This window comes from Natronococcus sp. A-GB1, assembly GCF_029688845.1.
In the GTDB taxonomy this organism is placed as follows: domain Archaea; phylum Halobacteriota; class Halobacteria; order Halobacteriales; family Natrialbaceae; genus Natronococcus.
In genome coordinates, this window is record NZ_JARUKW010000008.1 from 56901 (window position 1) to 73400 (window position 16500).

Genomic DNA, 16500 nt, shown 5'->3' on the forward strand with positions numbered 1-16500 from the left:
GTGTGAGTAGGGCCTGTTGCTCGTCAGTATCACCAGGGAGCCCCTGGCCCTTTTCAGTCTCACCCCGCAGCGGTTGGCCAGTACTGGAGACTCGAGGCCGGACGGTCCATACTCACCCAGTTACCGAGTCGCTCGAGTCGGTTTCAGCCGTCGTCCGAAGCCCGAGTCCGTACTTAGTAGAGAGCGGTGTGCAGCGCCGAGAGTAGCTTTCGCTCGATCCGACGGAGGTGGTCGTCTACCGCCCGTCGGCTGATCCCCAGTTCGGACCCGAGTTGCTCGCTCGTCGTCTCCCGCGGAATCTCGTAGTAGCCGCCCTCGATCGCCAGCGAGAGGACCTCGCGCTGTCGGGCCGTCAGCTCCGGTAGCACTTCCTCGAGCGAGACCACCGGGGATGACCGGGCGGGAACGCCGACCTCGCGCTTGCGGAGAACTTCGACGTCGAACCCGTCCTCGAGGAGGGCGGCGTAGAGGCCGGTGAGGTTCTCGGGGTCGAGCGCGAGGATCCGACAGTGTTTCCGTCCGTTCTCGTACCGCAACGGCGGGAGCAACAGGCAGTCGTGGGACTCGAGGTAGCGCTCGATGTGCGAGGTCTCGTGTCGCTTCAGACAGGAACCCGTGATGACGACCGTCTCGCCGTCTCCCCGGACGCAGTCCTCGATTCCGATATCTGCCCGGACCCGGGAGAGCACCGGCTCGGCCGACGAGCCGACGACGTAGAGGAGATCCGCGTGATCGTTACACCAGAGTTCGATCCGGCAGTCGGTCCCATCGGTCGGCGCGGTGTAGGCGCTCGAGTCGGCGATAGCGACGGTTGCCTCGTACACGCATACCGATACGCTGCTCGACTATTATAAACCCACTTCCGTACGGAACACCGACGGTGTTGGTTCCCCGAACCGTGCTATCGGTATGGACAGCGACCGACGATCGACGCTCGGGGACGCCCCACCGAGCGACCAGTGGCAGGAGTACCGCGGCTCGCCGACGGGAACGGACCTCGAGTGTACGGGCTGGCGCCAGGAGGCGGCCTTCCGAATGCTGAACAACAACCTCGATCCCGACGTCGCCGAGCGACCTGAGGACCTGGTCGTCTACGGCGGCACGGGGCGAGCAGCCCGGTCGTGGGACGCCTACGACGCGATCTGTGCCGAACTGCGCGAGCTGGGCGACGAGGAAACCCTGCTCGTCCAGTCGGGCAAGCCCGTCGGCCGCTTCGAGACCCACGAGCGCGCCCCCCGAGTACTGATCGCGAACTCGAACCTCGTCGGTAACTGGGACGACTGGGAGCACTTCCACGAGCTTGAGGCCGAGGGCAAGATCATGTACGGCCAGATGACTGCGGGCTCGTGGGCCTACATCGGCACGCAGGGGATCATTCAGGGCACCTACGAGACCCTCGCGGAGCTGTCGAGCCAGCACTACCCCGACACGGAGGGACTCGAGGGTACGATCGTCGTCACGGGCGGCCTCGGCGGGATGGGCGGCGCCCAGCCGCTGGCGGTCACGATGAACGGCGGCGTCTGCATCGCCGCCGAGGTCAACGAGACGCGGATCGATCGGCGCCTCGAGACGGGGTACTGCCAGGAGAAGACCGACGACCTGGACGAAGCGATCGAGGACGCGAAAGCTGCTGCCGAGGCCGGCGACCCCTACAGCGTCGCCGTCCACACGAACGCTGCCGACATGCTCGAGGCGATGCTCGAGCGCGGCTTCGTCCCCGACGTCGTCACGGATCAGACCAGCGCCCACGACGAACTCGAGGGCTACTACCCCTCGGGGTACACCGTCGCCGAGGCCGATCAACTGCGCGAGAAGGATCCCGAAACCTACGTCGTGGAGAGTCTCGACACCATGGAACGCCACGTCGACGCCATCCTCGAGATGCAAGACGAGGGCGCGATCGCCGTCGAGTACGGTAACAACATCCGCGGGCAGGTACAGGAACACCGCGGCCACGAGTCGGCGTTCGACTTCCCGGGGTTCGTCCCCGCCTACATCCGGCCGCTGTTCTGTCGCGGCAAGGGACCGTTCCGCTGGGTCGCCCTTTCAGGTGATTCCGCCGACATCCACCGGACCGACGACGCCGTTCGCGAACTGTTCCCCGAGAAGGACCACCTGCATCGCTGGATCGATCTCGCCCAGGAGCAGGTCGAGTTTCAGGGCCTGCCCTCGAGGGTCTGCTGGCTCGGGTACAGTACCGACGGCGAGGGCGACGAGGGACTCACCGAGCGCGCTCGCTTCGCTCTGCGGATCAACGAGCTCGTCGCCGGCGGCGAGATCTCGGCCCCGATCGTCGTTACGCGGGACCACCTCGATGCCGGCTCCGTCGCGAGCCCGAACCGCGAGACCGAGGCAATGGCCGACGGCACCGACGCCGTCGCCGACTGGCCGATCCTCAACGCCCTGCTCAACTGCGCGGCCGGCGCCGACATCGTCAGCGTCCACGACGGCGGCGGCGTCGGCATCGGCAACTCGCTGCACACGAACAATCACGTCGTGCTCGACGGTTCGGAACTCGCGGCCGAGAAGGCGAGACGGGTGTTTACCACCGATCCCGGAATGGGTGTGATCCGTCACGCCGACGCTGGCTACGAGGAGGCCATAGCGGAGGCCCGCGAGTCGAACGTCCACGTCCCGATGGCGGAGGCCGATCGCTCGTGAGCGGAACCGATCGGTTCGCGACCAACCCCGACTGGGCGTCGACCGGCGGCTGGGACGTCCTCGCGGGCGGCGACGCGAACGACGAACTGTTCGGCGACGTCGTCGAGCGCGTCGCCCTCGAGGATCTCTCGGAGAGCGCGTTCGAGGCCGTCCTCGTCGGAGAACCCTACGACGGCGCGGTCATCGGCCGACAGGGTGCCCGCGAGGGGCCGCCGGCGATCCGACGCTCGCTCGCCCGAACCAAGTCCCACCACTTCGACGGCGGTCCTCTGGAGGGAGTCGCGGACCTCGGCGACGTGCGCTCGCTGGTCGAGACGCTCGAGGACGACACGGACGAGCGAGTTTCGGCGGTCCAGAGGGAACTCCGCGAGACGACTCGGCTCGTCCACGAGCGCGACGCGCTCCCGGTCTTCCTCGGCGGGGACAACTCCCTGACCTACCCGAACGTCGCCCCACTGCTCGAGTCGGGTACCGTCGGCGTCATCAACCTTGACGCCCACCTCGACGTTCGGGCGGTCGACGGCGAGCCCACGAGCGGGACGCCGTACCGACAGCTCCTCGAGGACAGACTCGCGGGCTACGCCTGCGTCGGCGCTCGTCACTTCGAGACCTCGACCGCGTACCACGATTTCCTCCGCGAGCACGGTGGCGAGATCGTCACCAGCGAGGAGGTCGGTGACGACGTCGTCGAGGCCGCGGATCGAGCCCTCGAGATCGTCGGCGACGTCGACGCTCTCTACGTCAGCGTCGACTGCGACGTCCTCGACGCGAGCGCTGCACCCGGCGTGAGCGCGCCGACATCCGGCGGGCTGCGTACTCGGGAGCTGTTCCGCCTGCTGCGGTTGCTCGCCAGCGACGACCGGATCGCCGGCTTCGAGATCGTCGAGTGCGCGCCGCCGCTGGATCGAGAGGCGCTGACGGCCGACGCGGCGGCTCGTGCGATCGCACACTTCCTCGCGGGGTACACGGAGGGACGACGATGAGCGGGCTAGCCGAGGACGCCGACTCCGGGGCGGACAGCGCGAACGGCGACATCTGCGTCGTCTACGATATCGGCGAGCTCGTCGTCGGGCCCTCGAGGAACGAGTCCGACGACACACCCCTCGAGATCCGCGAGGACGCCGCCCTCGTCGCGGTCGACGGCGAGGTCGTCGCCGTTGGCTCGAGCGATGACGTCACCCGCGAGTACCCGCCCGAGGATGCCGAGACGACGATCGACGCCGAGGGGCGGGCGGTCGTCCCCGGTTTCGTCGATCCCCACACGCACGCCGTCTTCGCGGGCGATCGGTCCGACGAGTTCGAGGCGAAGTTACGAGGAAAGGAGTACCAGGAGATCCTCGCCGAGGGTGGCGGCATACTTCGAACTGTCCGAGCGGTTCGCGAGGCGAGCGACGATCAGTTAGTCGCGAACCTTACGGGCCACCTCGAGACGATGCTCGCCCACGGGACGACGACCGTCGAGGTCAAGTCTGGGTACGGACTCGACACCGAGACCGAACTTCGACAGCTCGAGGCGATCGACTGCGCCGACGCCGCCCAGCCGGTCGATCTCGTGGCGACGTTCATGGGCGCCCACGCGGTCCCCGACGATCGGGGTACCGACGAGTACGTCGACGACGTCGTCGAGAAACAGCTTCCGGCCGTGGCCGACCAGGGAATCGCGACTTTTTGCGACGTCTTCTGCGAGGAGGGCGTCTTCGACGTCAACCAGTCGCGACGGGTGCTCGAGGCGGGACTCGAATACGGCCTGACGCCGAAGGTTCACGCCGAGGAGTTCGTTCGCCTCGGCGGGGCGGAGCTTGCGGCCGAACTCGGTGCTGCCAGCGCGGACCACTTGCTGCATGCGAACGGAGACGACGTCGACGCGCTGGTCGAGAACGGAGTCGTGCCCGTCCTGTTACCCGGAACCGCGTTCGGCCTCGGCGAGGACTACGCCGACGCGCGGGCGTTCCTCGAGGCCGGCGCGCCCGTCGCGCTGGCGACCGATTTCAACCCCAACTGCCACTCCCGGAGCATGGAGTTCGTTCAGACGCTCGGCGCCGTCGAGATGGAGATGACGCCCGCGGAGGCGCTGCTCGCGTCGACGCGAAACGCGGCGCTCGCGCTCGGACTCGAGGACGGAACGGGGACGCTGCGGGAAGGTGCGCCGGCCGACGCCGTCGTGCTCGAGGCGCCGTCGTTCGCCCACGTCGCTTACCGGTTCGACACGTCGGCGGTCGACGCGGTGCTCAAGCGAGGGGAGGTGGTGGCAAAATGACGGCTGCGATCGCCGATGCGATGTCTCGTTCGAGTACGCTCGAACTGAGACCGAACACGGCGCCGAAAGAGACGGCTTCAGTAGGTGATGATCTCGTAGCCGTCCTCGACCAGCGAGCGGATGCTGGGGTGGCCCTCGTACTCGTCGAGCAGTTCGGCCGGACTCGCTTCGACCTCGTCGGCAACCTCGTAGGCGTTCGCACAGTAGTGACACGCCGACATGAGGTCGGTCAGTTCCGCGTAGAGCTCGTGGTAGTCGTGAGCCTCGTCCTCGAGTTCGGGGATCCACTGCGTACCGGCCCCGTCGAAGACGATCTCGACGTTGTCGCCGGCCTCGTGGAACTCCTGGGCGGTCTGGAGGCCGTTGACGACGCGGCCGAGGTCGGACGCCGATTCGGTTCCTGCGAGCACGACGATTGCTGCGTCTGGCATACGATCGTCGCTCGGAAGCCCGCACGTATGCCCGTTGGGCGCTCGTGTGCGGGCCGCCCACCGGCGACGGCCGCGGGAGGTGGTCGCCGATGACCGTCGTGCTCGACGGCGAGTCGCTGTCCCCGGAGGACGTCGCCGCGGTCGCGCGCGACGACGCCCGGCTCGAGATCGACAAAGCGGCCCGAGAGCGACTCAGGGAGTCCCGCGCCCGCGTCGAGGACGTGATCGAGAGCGGCGAGGCCGTCTACGGGCTCAACACCGGATTCGGCGAGCTGGTCGACGAACGCATCCCGCCCGGGGAGATCGAACAGCTCCAGACGAACCTGCTGCGCAGCCACGCTGCGGGCGCGGGCCGCGAACTCGAGCGCGAGGAGGTCCGCGCGATGCTGGTCGCCCGGATCAACGCGCTCGTGACCGGCTACTCGGGGATCCGCGAGACCGTCGTCGATCACCTCGTCGCGATCTGTAACGCGGGCGTCCACCCGGTTGTCAGATCCCGCGGAAGTCTCGGCGCCAGCGGCGACCTCGCACCGCTCGCGCATATGTCGCTGGTGCTGATCGGCGAGGGCGAAGCGGTCGTCGAGGGATCGAACGAGGAGGACGGTAAACGGTGCTCCGGCGCCGACGCCCTCGCCGAGATCGGCCTCGAGCCCCTCTCCCTGCAGCCCAAGGAGGGACTCGCGCTCATCAACGGCACCCAGCTAACCGCCGGGCTGGCGGCCCTCGCGGTTGTCGACGGCGAACGGCTCGTTCGCGGTGCGGATGCGGCCGGCGCGCTGACGATCGAAACCTCCCTCGGAACGACGGCGACGGCCGCCCGGGCGATTCACGAGGCCCGGCCGCACGCAGGCCAGCTCGAAAGCGCGCGCGAAGTTCGACGACTCACCGCCGGCAGCGAGGTCGTGGAGGCACACCGCAACTGCGACCGGGTGCAGGACGCCTACTCGCTGCGGTGTCTCCCGCAGGTTCACGGGGCGGTCCGGGATGCACTCGAGCACCTCCGCACGGCCGTCGAGACCGAACTCAACAGCGCGACCGACAACCCGCTGGTGTTTGCGGGCGACAGGGTCGACGATCGCGCGTCGGGAACCGAACGTGCGGCGGTGCTCTCGGGCGGGAACTTCCACGGCGCGCCGCTGGCGCTTCGACTCGAGTACGCCCGTCTCGCGCTGACCGACCTGGCGGCGATCAGCGAGCGACGGATCGACCGCCTGCTGAACCCCAACCTGCAGGAACCACACCTCCCGCCGTTTCTCGCCGCCGACAGCGGCGTCGAGTCGGGGTACATGATCGCCCAGTACACCGCGGCGGCGCTGCTCAACGAGCTGCGCTCGATCGGGGCCGCCTCCGCCGACAACACGCCGGTCAGCGGCGGGCAAGAAGATCACGTCAGCATGAGCGGCCAGTCCGCACTCAACGCTCGGCGGGCCGTCGAGAACGCTACGCAGGTCGTCGCAGCCGAACTCGTCTGTGGCGCACAGGCTGCCGACTACGTCGACGACGCCTTCGAGACCGACGAGCCGCTGTCGCTCGGCGTTGGGACGAGCGCCGTCTACGACCTGATCCGGGAGGTCGTCCCGTCGCTCGAGGCGGATCGGCCGGTTCACACCGACGTCGATCAGGTGGCGGAACTGCTCGCGGAGGGGTTGGTCGACGAGACGATCGAGCGCGCCACCGACGACTCGCCACCGATCGACGACGACTAATCGCCATAGACCGACGGCGCAACCCTCGTCCCGTCGGTCGATTTGCGCACTGTTATCCCGCTCGAGCACCTACCCGAATTCGCCTTCGTCGATCGAAGGCACCGGCACGACGGGGACCGTTCGAAACACCACCACCACCTACTGTTTCCCTCGCTGCCGGTTTCTATACAGTGCCGCCGCTCTCCTCGAAGAGTTCGCCCAGTACCGTCTTCAGCCCCTTCCGGAGGTGCTGGTGCATCGTCGGCGGCGAGACGTCCATCGCCTCCGCGATCTCCTCGCCCGTACTCGCCCGTGGCCAGTCGAAGAAGCCGCTGTAGTAGGCCAGCCGAAGCGTCGTGAGCTGTCGGTCCGTCAGCTTACCGAACACGTCGTCGCGGCGCTCGGCGGCGGTTCTGACCGGGTGGTCGACTTCCCGACGCGCCTCGAGTTTGGTGTCCTCGTAGACGAACTTCAGCGCCTCGGCGACCTCGCGGACGTCGGCGTCGCGGGGGACTTCGATCAGAAGGGACGCGGAGCCGTTCTCGACGACGATGTCCCGGATCGTCGCACCGTGGTGGGCGAGCGTGCGGACGCCCGACTCCTCCATTCGGATCTCGAGCGTGCAGCTGTCGGTGCCGTCGTAGATGAGCCGACACTCCTCGATGGAGTCGTGATCCTCGGCCTCCTCGAGGACGGTCTCGCCGTCGAGCCCGTCGACGGTCACGTACTGGAAGATCCGACCGTCGGCGGTCGAGCCCGCCCACTCGAGCGTGATCGTACAGTCGTACTCCGTCGTCAGGTCGAACGCGAGCGTCTCGCCGTCGTCGATCCGGAACTCGAGTTCGAGGACGGTGTCGGAAAACAGCAGCTGGCGGTTCTTGACGGCACTGATGGTGAAGCCGGTCGTCTCGCCGAGTAGCTGGAACCCGCTTCGCTCGCTCTCGCTGAAGGTGTCGTTTCGGTTCGCGACGACGGCGAGGACGCCGTAGGTCGTCCCGCCGTGGCTGATCGGGACGACGACCGCCGCGTCGATCCCGTCCGCGCGGGCCGCCTCGCGAAGCTCCTCGGGAACCGAGTCGTCGCCGAGCACGTCGTCTATCACCTGAATCTCGCCGCTTCTGACGGCGCTCTGGGCCGGCCGCTGATCCTCGGGATCGCAGCTCTCGACGGCCTCGAGGTAGGTCTCGGCCGTCCCGGCGCCGGTCCGATACGAGAGCTCACCCTCGCCCGACCGTTCGGCGATCCAGGCGCCACAGTACAGCTCCGACTCGACGAGCTGTTCGCAGACCTTCCGCTCGATGGCCGCCTGGGTCGGTGCCTCGACGAGGGTCTCGATCACCTGCCGGACGACCTGATTGATCCGATTGACTGTCTCGAGCTGGTCCTGACGGGACTGCAGCCGTCGTTCGCGTTGGGCCCGCTCGGTGATATCTCTGGCCAGCCAGACGACCGCGCGCTGGCCGCCGATCCGTCGCTCGATGGGGACGACCCGCGCCTCGTACCGGCGCCAGCCCTCGGTCGTATCGGCACCGTACTCGATGGACTGTATCGTGCCCGTTTCGATCGCGCGCTCGAGACACGACTGCAGTCGTTCGGCGACGTCTGCGGGAAACACCGACTCGAGGGACTTGCCGACGAGTTCGCCGGCCGTAGTCGTGTACAGCGTCGCCGTATCCGGGCGAACCTTCGACTCGAGGTAAGTGCCGTCCTCCCCGATGACGAACGCCTCGTCGGGGAGTTCGTTCGCCAGGATACGGTGGTACTCTGCGGTCTCGTCGGCCGGGAGCTCGGTGATCGCGTCGATGATTCGGTCGATCTTCGCCTCGGGCTTGTCGGCCGTGACGTACTCGGTCGCACCCGCTCGCAGCGCTGCCGCTGCGGTGTGTTCGTTCCCCTCGGTGGGCGCGACGACGACCGGCGTCGCCTGGGTTGCCGACTGCACTCGAGCGAGAACGGACCGAATCGTCGCCGGATCGTCGGCCTCGAGGACGATCCCGGAGGGGACCTCGCCCTCACTGGCCGTCTCCTGGAGCGAATCGAGCGCTCGATCGGGGGGGACCGTCCGGACATCGAACGAAGCGACTGTCTCGATCGCCGCCGACAGCTCGCTGTCGGGCGATTCGGTGATCAGGGCGACCGTGGCGTCGTTGGTTACGTCTTGCATGGCATCTCGGTTTTCTGCAACTGATTGCGTACTCGAGAGAGGTCATCGGGCAGCGATGTAAGTGCTTGCCATTCGTACCACTCATAGCCGGGAGAAGTCGTCTCGACCGACCACGATCGACGGCTCGGTCAGGAGAAGTCGAGCTGCGGGAATCGCGTCGGTTTAGAGTTCGCCCTGTTCCTTGAGATCCTCGATGATGTCGTCGACGAACGACTCGGGGTTCTCGTAGGGGAAATCCCCGCCCGAGGTTTTGGTGTTGAGCTCCATCGCGGTCATCGAGAAGTCGCCCGATTCGAACTTCGTTCCGGGGCCGTTCGGGAGGGCCGGAACGAGGTCCATCGGGCTCGAGATGGGGTAGTCTGCGCCTTCGAACGCGTCGATCATCTGGTCACGGAGTTCGGATTCGTCTGCCATCGCGTCCCCCTATTGCGGATGATAAATAATAAACCTGTTGTGAACTCCAAGCAGCTGACTGCGCGTTCGTTTCTCGACGCCCGAAACAGTAATGAGTCGCCGGTATGAAGGGTTTCGGTATGGCGAAAGATACCGTCAGATATCCGGACGCGGTCGTCGATCAGATCGACGCCCTCGTCGACGACGGTATGTTCGAGAGCAAGTCCGAGTTCTACCGCTTCTCCGCGGAGTACGTGCTCACACTCGTCGATCCGGACCACGACGTCGAGACCTTCAACTTCGACGAGATCAAGGCCGAACTCGACATCCCGGAGGAAACCGAGTCCGCCGCCGACGGCGGCACCCGCTTCCTCGAAGCGGTCATCACCGTCCGCAAACACGGACTCCGTGGCGAGTACGAGGCGGCCGAGCAGTTCATCGACGACCACTACGAACCGACCGAACAGGAGTGTCTCGTGCTCGAGGAGCTACTCGGCACCTACCGCACGTAGTCTCGTTGCGTATCGAACGGCGCACCCAGTTTCTCAAGTGCCACGTTCCCGGCGACCAGCGACGCGGCCCGATCCGCGGGGCGTCGTCCGCCCGTTCCGTCCTCGGCCGATCCACCGTCGGGGCGGTTGATCCCCGTCGAGTCCGCGACGGCCTCGAGAAACGCCTCCCGAACGGGCGCCGAATCGAACAGTCCGTGGAGGTAGGTTCCCAGGACGGTGCCGCGAGCCACGCCGGTCTCGCCGAGCGGTCGATCGATCTCCTCGAGCGCTCGCGTGCGGCCGGCGTGGATCTCGTACCCCCGCGCCGTGGCGCCGTCGGCGGCCGCGAGCAGCGGCGAGGCTGAGCCGTCGACGGTCACGGCGGTCCGCTCGAGGCGCTTCTCGGGTTCGAAACGCGTTTCGACCGGGAGCAGGCCCAGCGCCTCGAGGACCTCCTCGTCGCCGACGCCCTCGAGCGCGGCGTTCGTGATCCGCTCGCCCAGTAGCTGATAGCCGCCACAGAGGCCGACGACCGGCCCCGAGAACCGCTCGAGGGCCGGCCCGACGGCCGACGCCCGGAGCGCCCGCAGGTCGTCGACGGTGTTTTTCGTTCCGGGGAGGACGACCGCGTCCGCGTCGGCCAGAGGATCCGGATCCTCGTCCCACGCGATCGTCTCCTCGAGGGGAACGAACTCGACTGAAACGCCGGGCTCGGCCGAAAGCGCCTCGAGGTCGGTCGCGTTCGAGAGCCGCGGAAGTCGAGGCACCGCGATCGTCAGTCGCCGCTCTGCGGGGACGCCGTCGTCGTCGCCGAGAACGCCCCGCTCGCCCGGGCCGGGCAGGCCGACGCTGTCTTCCTCGGGCAGCCCCGGATCGTCGTAGGGGAGCACGCCGAGGATCGGAACCCCGGTTCGGGACTCGATCTCGGCGATGCCGGGCTCGAGCAGCGCAGGATCGCCCCGGAACTTCGTGATAACGGCACCGACGACCCGTTCGCGGATATCGTCGGGCAGCAGCTCGATCGTGCCGTAGAGGCTCGCGAAGGCCCCGCCGCGCTCGATGTCGACCAACAGAAGGACGTCGGCGTCGGCGAAGCGGGCCGTCTCGAGGTTCGCCAGATCCCGGTCGTGGAGGTTGATCTCGGCGATGCTGCCCGCGCCCTCTGCGACGATCACGTCGTGATCCGTCTCGAGCCGACGGTGGGAATCCTTGGCCGCCTCGCGGGCCTCGTGCCAGTACTCCTCGTAGTAGCTGCTCGCGGGAACGTGCTCGCGGGCTCGACCCCCGACCACGAGCTGACTCTCGCCGTCGCCGCGGGGTTTCAACAGGACGGGGTTACAGTCTGTCGTCGGCGCAATTCTGGCCGCACGAGCCTGAACGAACTGGGAAACGCCGATCTCGCCCCACCGATCGTTCCCGTCGCTCGTGCCGCCCGCGTCCGGGTCGTCGCTCGTTTCCGGCCGGACCACAACGCGGGCGTTGTTACTCATGTTCTGTGCCTTGTACGGCGCGACCGAGACGCCTCGGTCAGCGAGGTGTCGACAGAGGCCCGCGACCACGGTCGACTTGCCGACATGGCTCGCGGTGCCGGCGACGAGAAGCGTCCGCGTCATTGCCTCGAACTCGAGCGGGGCAGGGTATCGTCCTGTCGGTTCGAGCGATTACTCCTCTTCGTCCTCGCTGTCCGACTCCTCGTCGAACCCGCCATCGGCGAAGTCGACCTCCTCCGCGGAGTGGGGCTCGATGTGACTCAGGATCTCATGGGGGACGTAGCCGATGTTGTACCCCTCCTCGTCGTGGAGGACGACGCCGTGTTCGTACTCCCGAAAGTCGAAGCAGTTGATCTCCTCGTAGGCGTTGCCCGGTTTGTAGACGACCTTCATACGTCTCACATTGCACGGGTTTCGGGTTTTCCCTCCCCTTGCAGTCGAAAGGCGCTTTCACCCCTCCAGACAGGTTCCCGGATCGACGGGATCGAATCCGATCAGTGACTGCCGTTCTGACCCGTACGGGCTGCTGGAAATCTTTCCCTCACAACCGTGAGCCGTCATGCGGTTACGCCGGCAGATCGTTACGGCAGACCGTCTCTGCCCTCGAGGAACGACTCGACCTCCCGAAGCAGCAGGTCACGGTCGTCGATCAGCGGCGAGTGGCCACAGTCCTCTAGTTCGACAAACGTCGCCGTCTCGTCCAGGTCCGCAAGCGTCTCCTCGATCATCGCCTCGGTGATGACCAGGTCGTCCTCGCCGCGCAAGACGAGTGTGTCGGCCTCGACGTCGGAGGCCCGTCCGGAGCCCTCCACGATGCCGTTGTGCTCGTCGCTCATGTTGAACCGCGTGAGGGCGTAGTCGACGTCGACGAGGTTCCGCTGGCTGAACATGTCCGCGACGTACTCGTCGTAGCGCTCGGGGTCGGGTTCGTCATTGACGTAGATGAGCTGGTTCCAGATCGCTTTCATCGTCGCCGCATCCTCCCGCTCGTAGGCCTCGAGGACGGGCGCGACCTGGACGGGATCCCGCGCGATCTCCTCGCGCGTGGTGAGCACCTCGTCGGTCGGATTCCCGTTCTCGTCCTTTCGGTAGATCGGATACCCACGCGTGCTGGCGGGCGCGAGCAGAACCAGTTTGCGAACCCGGTCGGGGTGGGCAGCGGCGTACTCCATCGCGACCCCGCCGCCAGTCGACCACCCCCAGAGATGGAACCGCTCGAGGCCGAGTTCGTCGACGAACAGCGCAAGGTCCGCCGCGAAATCCGCGAGCGAGTCGATCGGTTCCTCGTAGCTCGATTCTCCGAACCCGCGCATATCCATCGCGTACAGCGCGTAGCGGTCGTCGATCGCCTCGAGGACGACGTCCCAGTGTTTCGAGGAGGTCATGTTCCCGTGGAGCAGGACCACCGGAACCGACCCGCCGTCGCGTTCGCGGTAGCCGATCGTCTCGCCGTTCGGGAGGTCGACGGTCTCGAGGGTGACTGTCATATGCTGCTACTGTGCGATTGACAACATAAGTACACTGGCGGCGCTCGAGGAGATGGCGTCGCCATCACGATTCATACACCCGCACGATCGGTGAACTGTGGGGCCTCATACGGTTTACTGTACGTCAGTACCGGCGTAACCGCGACCCGTGCGTCGGTTGCGCCGGGACATCGGTACAGCAATCCGTATCAGTGACGCCCGGAAACCCCACTCGTGGGACGCTCGAGTCGCACTCGTCGGCCGCCCGAAAATCGCGTCACGGGACCTCGTGGACGAGTCACTGGCGGGAACAACGCTTTTTCCCGCGGTGTCCGGAGTAGGGGTATGAACCGCCGCCGACTCCTGGCAACCGCCGGCACCGCGCTCTCGCTGTCGCTCCCGACCGCGGGCTGTTCGGCCGACGGCGAGGACGGCGAGCCCGGCCGTATCGACCCCCGAAGCTACGCGCGCGCGAACGAATCACCGATGTATACTTTCGGTCACGCCACCGACGACGGTCGGTGGGGCGTCCTCGGGAGCTTCCCGACGGCAGAAAGCGACGTTGCGAGCACGCTCGTCGACCTCTCGGAACTCGACGAGCCAACGGTGGCCCACGAATTCGAGAGCGCGAACCCGGAGACGCGGTCGAACGACGTCAAGTTCGACGCGCTTCGGGAGGGGCTCTACTACCGGTCACAGGAGGCCGGCGGCGCGAACGGACTGGAGGGACTCGAGGTGATCGACTTCGGCTGGGCCGAGGGGACCCCGACGGAACCCGAGCGGATCGCCCGACTCGAGACGCCGAACACTGGCGTCCACAAGCTGACTACCCACCCTGAAGAGCCCGTACTCTACCTCGTCGACCTCGATCCGAACGTCGACGTCGGCGTCATCACGGTCGACGTCGGCGACCCCGCGGCGCCCGAGCTCGTCGACGCTGTCGGCCCCGCGGGCGGTTGTCACGACCTCGAGTACGATCCGGTCCGGGAGGTCCTGCACGCGGCGTACATCATGGGTCCCGGCGAGGGGTACGTCGTCTACGACGTCGACGACCCGCTGCGGCCGACGGTGCGGAGCCACTTCGAGTACGCCGATCGGCCCGACTACGAGACGATCGGCGAGCCGGGGTTCGAACTCTGCCACCAGGCCCACCCCGATCCCGAGCGCGATCTCGTGATCGTCGGCGACGAGGTCGAAACCGGCGTCCCCGGCGGAAAGCACGTCTTCGACATCGGGTGGGACGAGGGCTCGCTCGACGATCCGGAGCCGATCGGGTTCATGCACGCGCCCGACGCACGCGAGATGGATTCCTCGGAGTCGTTCTGGTGGACGACCCACTTTCACGACCTCGTCCACACCGATGACGAGGCGCTGCTCGTCGACGGCGGCTACCGCCAGGGTGCGTGGGTTGCGAACGTGACGGATCCGACGAGCCCGGTGCCGACCGAGCGATTCGCGACTCTCGGTGGCGTCGACGAGGCCGAGGCGCTCGAGGAGACGGTCGCCCCGTCGACGCCGCCGTTCGCCTGGAGCGCCGTCTACAACGACGAACGCAAGTTCGTCCTCGTCAGCGACAGCGTCAGCGGCGCACACGTCCTCGAGCTGTCGGCCGAGCCGGCTCGAGGCGAGGACAACGCGGGCCCCGAGGGCCACTACGACCTCGAGTCGATTCGATCGGACGACGCGGAGGCGATCGACGACGCTCACGACCGATAACACCCTCGCCGAGAGCGGCGCTCGGTCCCACTCGTTCGAATTTCCCAACCTTCGGGAACTGGCTCTACTTTTGAACATGCGTGGGCAGTTACACCGGAACGAAGACCATGACCGATCATACACGCCGAACAGTACTGAAGGCCGTGGGAGCATCGACGCTCGCCATCGCGCTTGCCGGTTGTGCCGGCGACGACGATAACGGGGACGACGATGACGAGGAGAACGGCAACGGCGCCGACGGCGAGTTCGAGATCGAGGCCGGCACCGAGATCGTCCTCGACGGCTACTCCTCGCACTGGGAGGGCCTCGAGCCGAGCGAAATCGAAGAGGAGGAGAACCCGACGCTCGTCCTCGAGGAGGGCGAGGAGTACACGATCGAGTGGATCAACGCCGACGGCATCACCCACGACCTCCAGATCTGGGACGAGGACGACGAACTCGTCGACGATCTGGCGACCGACAGCGTCGAAGAGGAGGGCGAGGGCGACTCGCTCGAGTTTACGGCCGAGCCCGAGATGGTAACCTACGTCTGCGAGTACCACGAGGCGAACCAGATCGGCGACCTCGTCGTCGAGTAACGGCGTCGACCGACTCTTTCGGCGTCGGTCCACGATCGATCCCCGCTGGGCCTGACCTGCGAGGGATCGCGCGAACGGGCGAACCCGATCCCCCTGTCGACACCGATCGGGCCAGTCGGCGGAAAATCCACCATTCGTGGTTCAGCTACCGATCTCACCGGTCGTGTTCACGCGAGACGCCCCCTCGAGTCGGAGCCTCGCCAGTTCCCCGACCACTCTCCCACGGATAGCATTTTAGTTACACCCGCGACGATCTCTCCCTGTCCCGAATCAGTCGAGACTGCCGCTTTCGGCGCCGCTGACCCGCTACTCGAGTCGCCCGGATCTGCAGGCACAATGCACTTGCGTAGCCCGATGATGTCCTAAGACGCTTCGGAACCAACACGTACTATGATCCACAATCCGTCGCACCGACGCGTTCAGTACAGTCGTTTCACCCTCCCAGCCAATGTCGATTGAGATCGATATCGAATCCGCTAGCTTCGACGAAAAGCTCGAGAAGTCCCTCGAGGTGCTCGACGAGGCGTGGGACAGGTTCGACGATCCGACCTTCACCTGCAGCTTCGGAAAGGACTCGAACGCCGTTCTCGATCTCCTCGCGAGATCGGACGCCGACCTCGAGAACGACGTCACCCTTTCCTTTCTCGACCACGGCAACCACTTCGAGTCGACCTGGGAGATGAAAGCCACCCTCGAGGACCGCTACGGGGTCGAGTTCGAGACGTACGAACCCGACTCGAGCTACGAGGAACTCGTCGCCGAACACGGTCCGCGCGTGAACCAGCGCAAGCCCGAACTCTGCTGTCAGACGCTCAAGTCGGCGCCGATGGAGCGGATGGTCGACGGCTACGACGGTTGGATCACCGGCTACCGGATGGACGAGGGGCTCGACGACGGCGAGGGCGAGGGGAGCTACGAGTGGCGAAAGCACCTCGACTTCTTCGAGGAGAAAGAGGCGGTAACGCGGATAAACCCGATCGTCCACTGGACGACCGAGGACGTCTGGGAGTACCACGAGCGCCGAGAGATCCCCTACAACGACCTCTACGACGAGGGGTTCGAGTGCCTCGGCTGTAAGCAGTGTACCCTCGACGGTGACTCGCTCTTTGCCTACGACAGCATCCGCCGGGTCGGCGACGGGACGGAACCGGAGGAGGCCAGCGACTGA

Annotated in this window: 15 protein-coding genes; 8 read left to right on the forward strand and 7 right to left on the reverse strand. The window is 66.5% G+C overall.

Annotated elements, in window-relative coordinates; all coding sequences use genetic code 11:
* Positions 1-173: 173 nt before the first annotated feature.
* The gene (locus tag QA600_RS10775; RefSeq protein ID WP_278291939.1) at positions 174-824 is read right to left on the reverse strand and encodes a helix-turn-helix domain-containing protein; all 651 of its coding nucleotides are present in this window, start codon (positions 822-824) and stop codon (positions 174-176) included.
* An 85-nt stretch (positions 825-909) separates the two neighbouring features.
* Between QA600_RS10775 and hutU the strand changes: the two genes are divergently transcribed.
* Genes hutU through hutI form a run of 3 tightly spaced genes read left to right on the forward strand, consistent with a single transcriptional unit; the run spans position 910 to position 4918 of the window.
* Positions 910-2661 carry a urocanate hydratase gene (hutU, locus tag QA600_RS10780; RefSeq protein WP_278291940.1) on the forward strand — a complete coding sequence of 584 codons (1752 nt, stop codon included), beginning with the start codon at positions 910-912 and terminating at the stop codon, positions 2659-2661.
* The gene (gene hutG / locus QA600_RS10785; protein WP_278291942.1) at positions 2658-3644 is read left to right on the forward strand and encodes a formimidoylglutamase; all 987 of its coding nucleotides are present in this window, start codon (positions 2658-2660) and stop codon (positions 3642-3644) included. The genes hutU and hutG overlap by 4 nt, the downstream gene beginning before the upstream one ends.
* Positions 3641-4918, forward strand: coding sequence for an imidazolonepropionase (gene hutI / locus QA600_RS10790; RefSeq protein ID WP_278291943.1), 1278 nt, complete (start codon positions 3641-3643; stop codon positions 4916-4918). The genes hutG and hutI overlap by 4 nt, the downstream gene beginning before the upstream one ends.
* A gap of 77 nt (positions 4919-4995) precedes the next feature.
* Here the strand turns inward: hutI and QA600_RS10795 are convergent, their stop codons facing one another.
* A complete protein-coding gene (locus QA600_RS10795) occupies positions 4996-5349 on the reverse strand; it encodes a hypothetical protein (RefSeq protein ID WP_278291944.1) in 354 nt (117 codons plus the stop codon).
* An 89-nt stretch (positions 5350-5438) separates the two neighbouring features.
* Here QA600_RS10795 and hutH point away from each other — a divergent pair, with 89 nt between their 5' ends.
* Entirely contained in the window at positions 5439-7055 is a 1617-nt protein-coding gene (gene hutH, locus QA600_RS10800; protein WP_278291945.1) for a histidine ammonia-lyase, read from the forward strand.
* A gap of 163 nt (positions 7056-7218) precedes the next feature.
* Here hutH and QA600_RS10805 read toward each other — a convergent pair whose 3' ends face one another.
* Together QA600_RS10805 and QA600_RS10810 are read right to left on the reverse strand one after the other, a co-directional pair.
* A complete protein-coding gene (locus tag QA600_RS10805; protein WP_278291946.1) occupies positions 7219-9198 on the reverse strand; it encodes a bacterio-opsin activator domain-containing protein in 1980 nt (659 codons plus the stop codon).
* Positions 9199-9360: 162 nt separating this feature from the next.
* Positions 9361-9612 (reverse strand): MTH865 family protein, encoded by a 252-nt coding sequence (locus QA600_RS10810; protein ID WP_278291947.1) that lies wholly within the window; start codon positions 9610-9612, stop codon positions 9361-9363.
* A 119-nt stretch (positions 9613-9731) separates the two neighbouring features.
* On the opposite strand from QA600_RS10810, the gene QA600_RS10815 reads away from it, so the two are divergent.
* Positions 9732-10103, forward strand: a complete 372-nt coding sequence (locus QA600_RS10815; protein WP_278291948.1) for a CopG family transcriptional regulator — start codon at positions 9732-9734, stop codon at positions 10101-10103.
* Here the strand turns inward: QA600_RS10815 and QA600_RS10820 are convergent.
* From QA600_RS10820 to QA600_RS10830, 3 genes are all read right to left on the reverse strand, one after another.
* Positions 10091-11695 (reverse strand): cobyric acid synthase, encoded by a 1605-nt coding sequence (locus tag QA600_RS10820; RefSeq protein ID WP_278291949.1) that lies wholly within the window; start codon positions 11693-11695, stop codon positions 10091-10093. The genes QA600_RS10815 and QA600_RS10820 overlap by 13 nt on opposite strands.
* Positions 11696-11743: 48 nt before the next feature.
* On the reverse strand, positions 11744-11965 hold the full coding sequence (locus tag QA600_RS10825; RefSeq protein ID WP_278291950.1) for a hypothetical protein: 222 nt from the start codon (positions 11963-11965) through the stop codon (positions 11744-11746).
* 188 nt (positions 11966-12153) lie between these two features.
* A complete protein-coding gene (locus tag QA600_RS10830) occupies positions 12154-13059 on the reverse strand; it encodes an alpha/beta hydrolase (RefSeq protein WP_278291951.1) in 906 nt (301 codons plus the stop codon).
* A gap of 324 nt (positions 13060-13383) precedes the next feature.
* Between QA600_RS10830 and QA600_RS10835 the strand changes: the two genes are divergently transcribed.
* The 3 genes from QA600_RS10835 to QA600_RS10845 all read left to right on the forward strand — a co-directional run bounded on the left by QA600_RS10835 (position 13384) and on the right by QA600_RS10845 (position 16500).
* A complete protein-coding gene (locus QA600_RS10835; RefSeq protein ID WP_278291952.1) occupies positions 13384-14754 on the forward strand; it encodes a regulatory P domain-containing protein in 1371 nt (456 codons plus the stop codon).
* A 107-nt stretch (positions 14755-14861) separates the two neighbouring features.
* Positions 14862-15332, forward strand: coding sequence for a twin-arginine translocation signal domain-containing protein (locus QA600_RS10840; protein ID WP_278291953.1), 471 nt, complete (start codon positions 14862-14864; stop codon positions 15330-15332).
* Positions 15333-15780: 448 nt separating this feature from the next.
* Positions 15781-16500: a phosphoadenosine phosphosulfate reductase family protein gene (locus QA600_RS10845; protein ID WP_278291954.1), complete on the forward strand. Its 720-nt coding sequence runs from the start codon at positions 15781-15783 to the stop codon at positions 16498-16500.

Bases quoted from the DNA above. Each gene is read 5' to 3' on its own strand.
- QA600_RS10840 (WP_278291953.1), top strand. From the start codon at position 14,862: ATGACCGATCATACACGCCGAACAGTACTGAAGGCCGTGGGAGCATCG.
- QA600_RS10820 (WP_278291949.1), bottom strand. From the start codon at position 11,695: ATGACGCGGACGCTTCTCGTCGCCGGCACCGCGAGCCATGTCGGCAAG.
- QA600_RS10835 (WP_278291952.1), top strand. From the start codon at position 13,384: ATGAACCGCCGCCGACTCCTGGCAACCGCCGGCACCGCGCTCTCGCTG.
- hutH (WP_278291945.1), top strand. From the start codon at position 5,439: ATGACCGTCGTGCTCGACGGCGAGTCGCTGTCCCCGGAGGACGTCGCC.
- QA600_RS10815 (WP_278291948.1), top strand. From the start codon at position 9,732: ATGGCGAAAGATACCGTCAGATATCCGGACGCGGTCGTCGATCAGATC.
- hutU (WP_278291940.1), top strand. From the start codon at position 910: ATGGACAGCGACCGACGATCGACGCTCGGGGACGCCCCACCGAGCGAC.
- QA600_RS10845 (WP_278291954.1), top strand. From the start codon at position 15,781: ATGTCGATTGAGATCGATATCGAATCCGCTAGCTTCGACGAAAAGCTC.
- QA600_RS10830 (WP_278291951.1), bottom strand. From the start codon at position 13,059: ATGACAGTCACCCTCGAGACCGTCGACCTCCCGAACGGCGAGACGATC.
- QA600_RS10795 (WP_278291944.1), bottom strand. From the start codon at position 5,349: ATGCCAGACGCAGCAATCGTCGTGCTCGCAGGAACCGAATCGGCGTCC.
- QA600_RS10825 (WP_278291950.1), bottom strand. From the start codon at position 11,965: ATGAAGGTCGTCTACAAACCGGGCAACGCCTACGAGGAGATCAACTGC.
- hutI (WP_278291943.1), top strand. From the start codon at position 3,641: ATGAGCGGGCTAGCCGAGGACGCCGACTCCGGGGCGGACAGCGCGAAC.
- QA600_RS10805 (WP_278291946.1), bottom strand. From the start codon at position 9,198: ATGCAAGACGTAACCAACGACGCCACGGTCGCCCTGATCACCGAATCG.
- QA600_RS10810 (WP_278291947.1), bottom strand. From the start codon at position 9,612: ATGGCAGACGAATCCGAACTCCGTGACCAGATGATCGACGCGTTCGAA.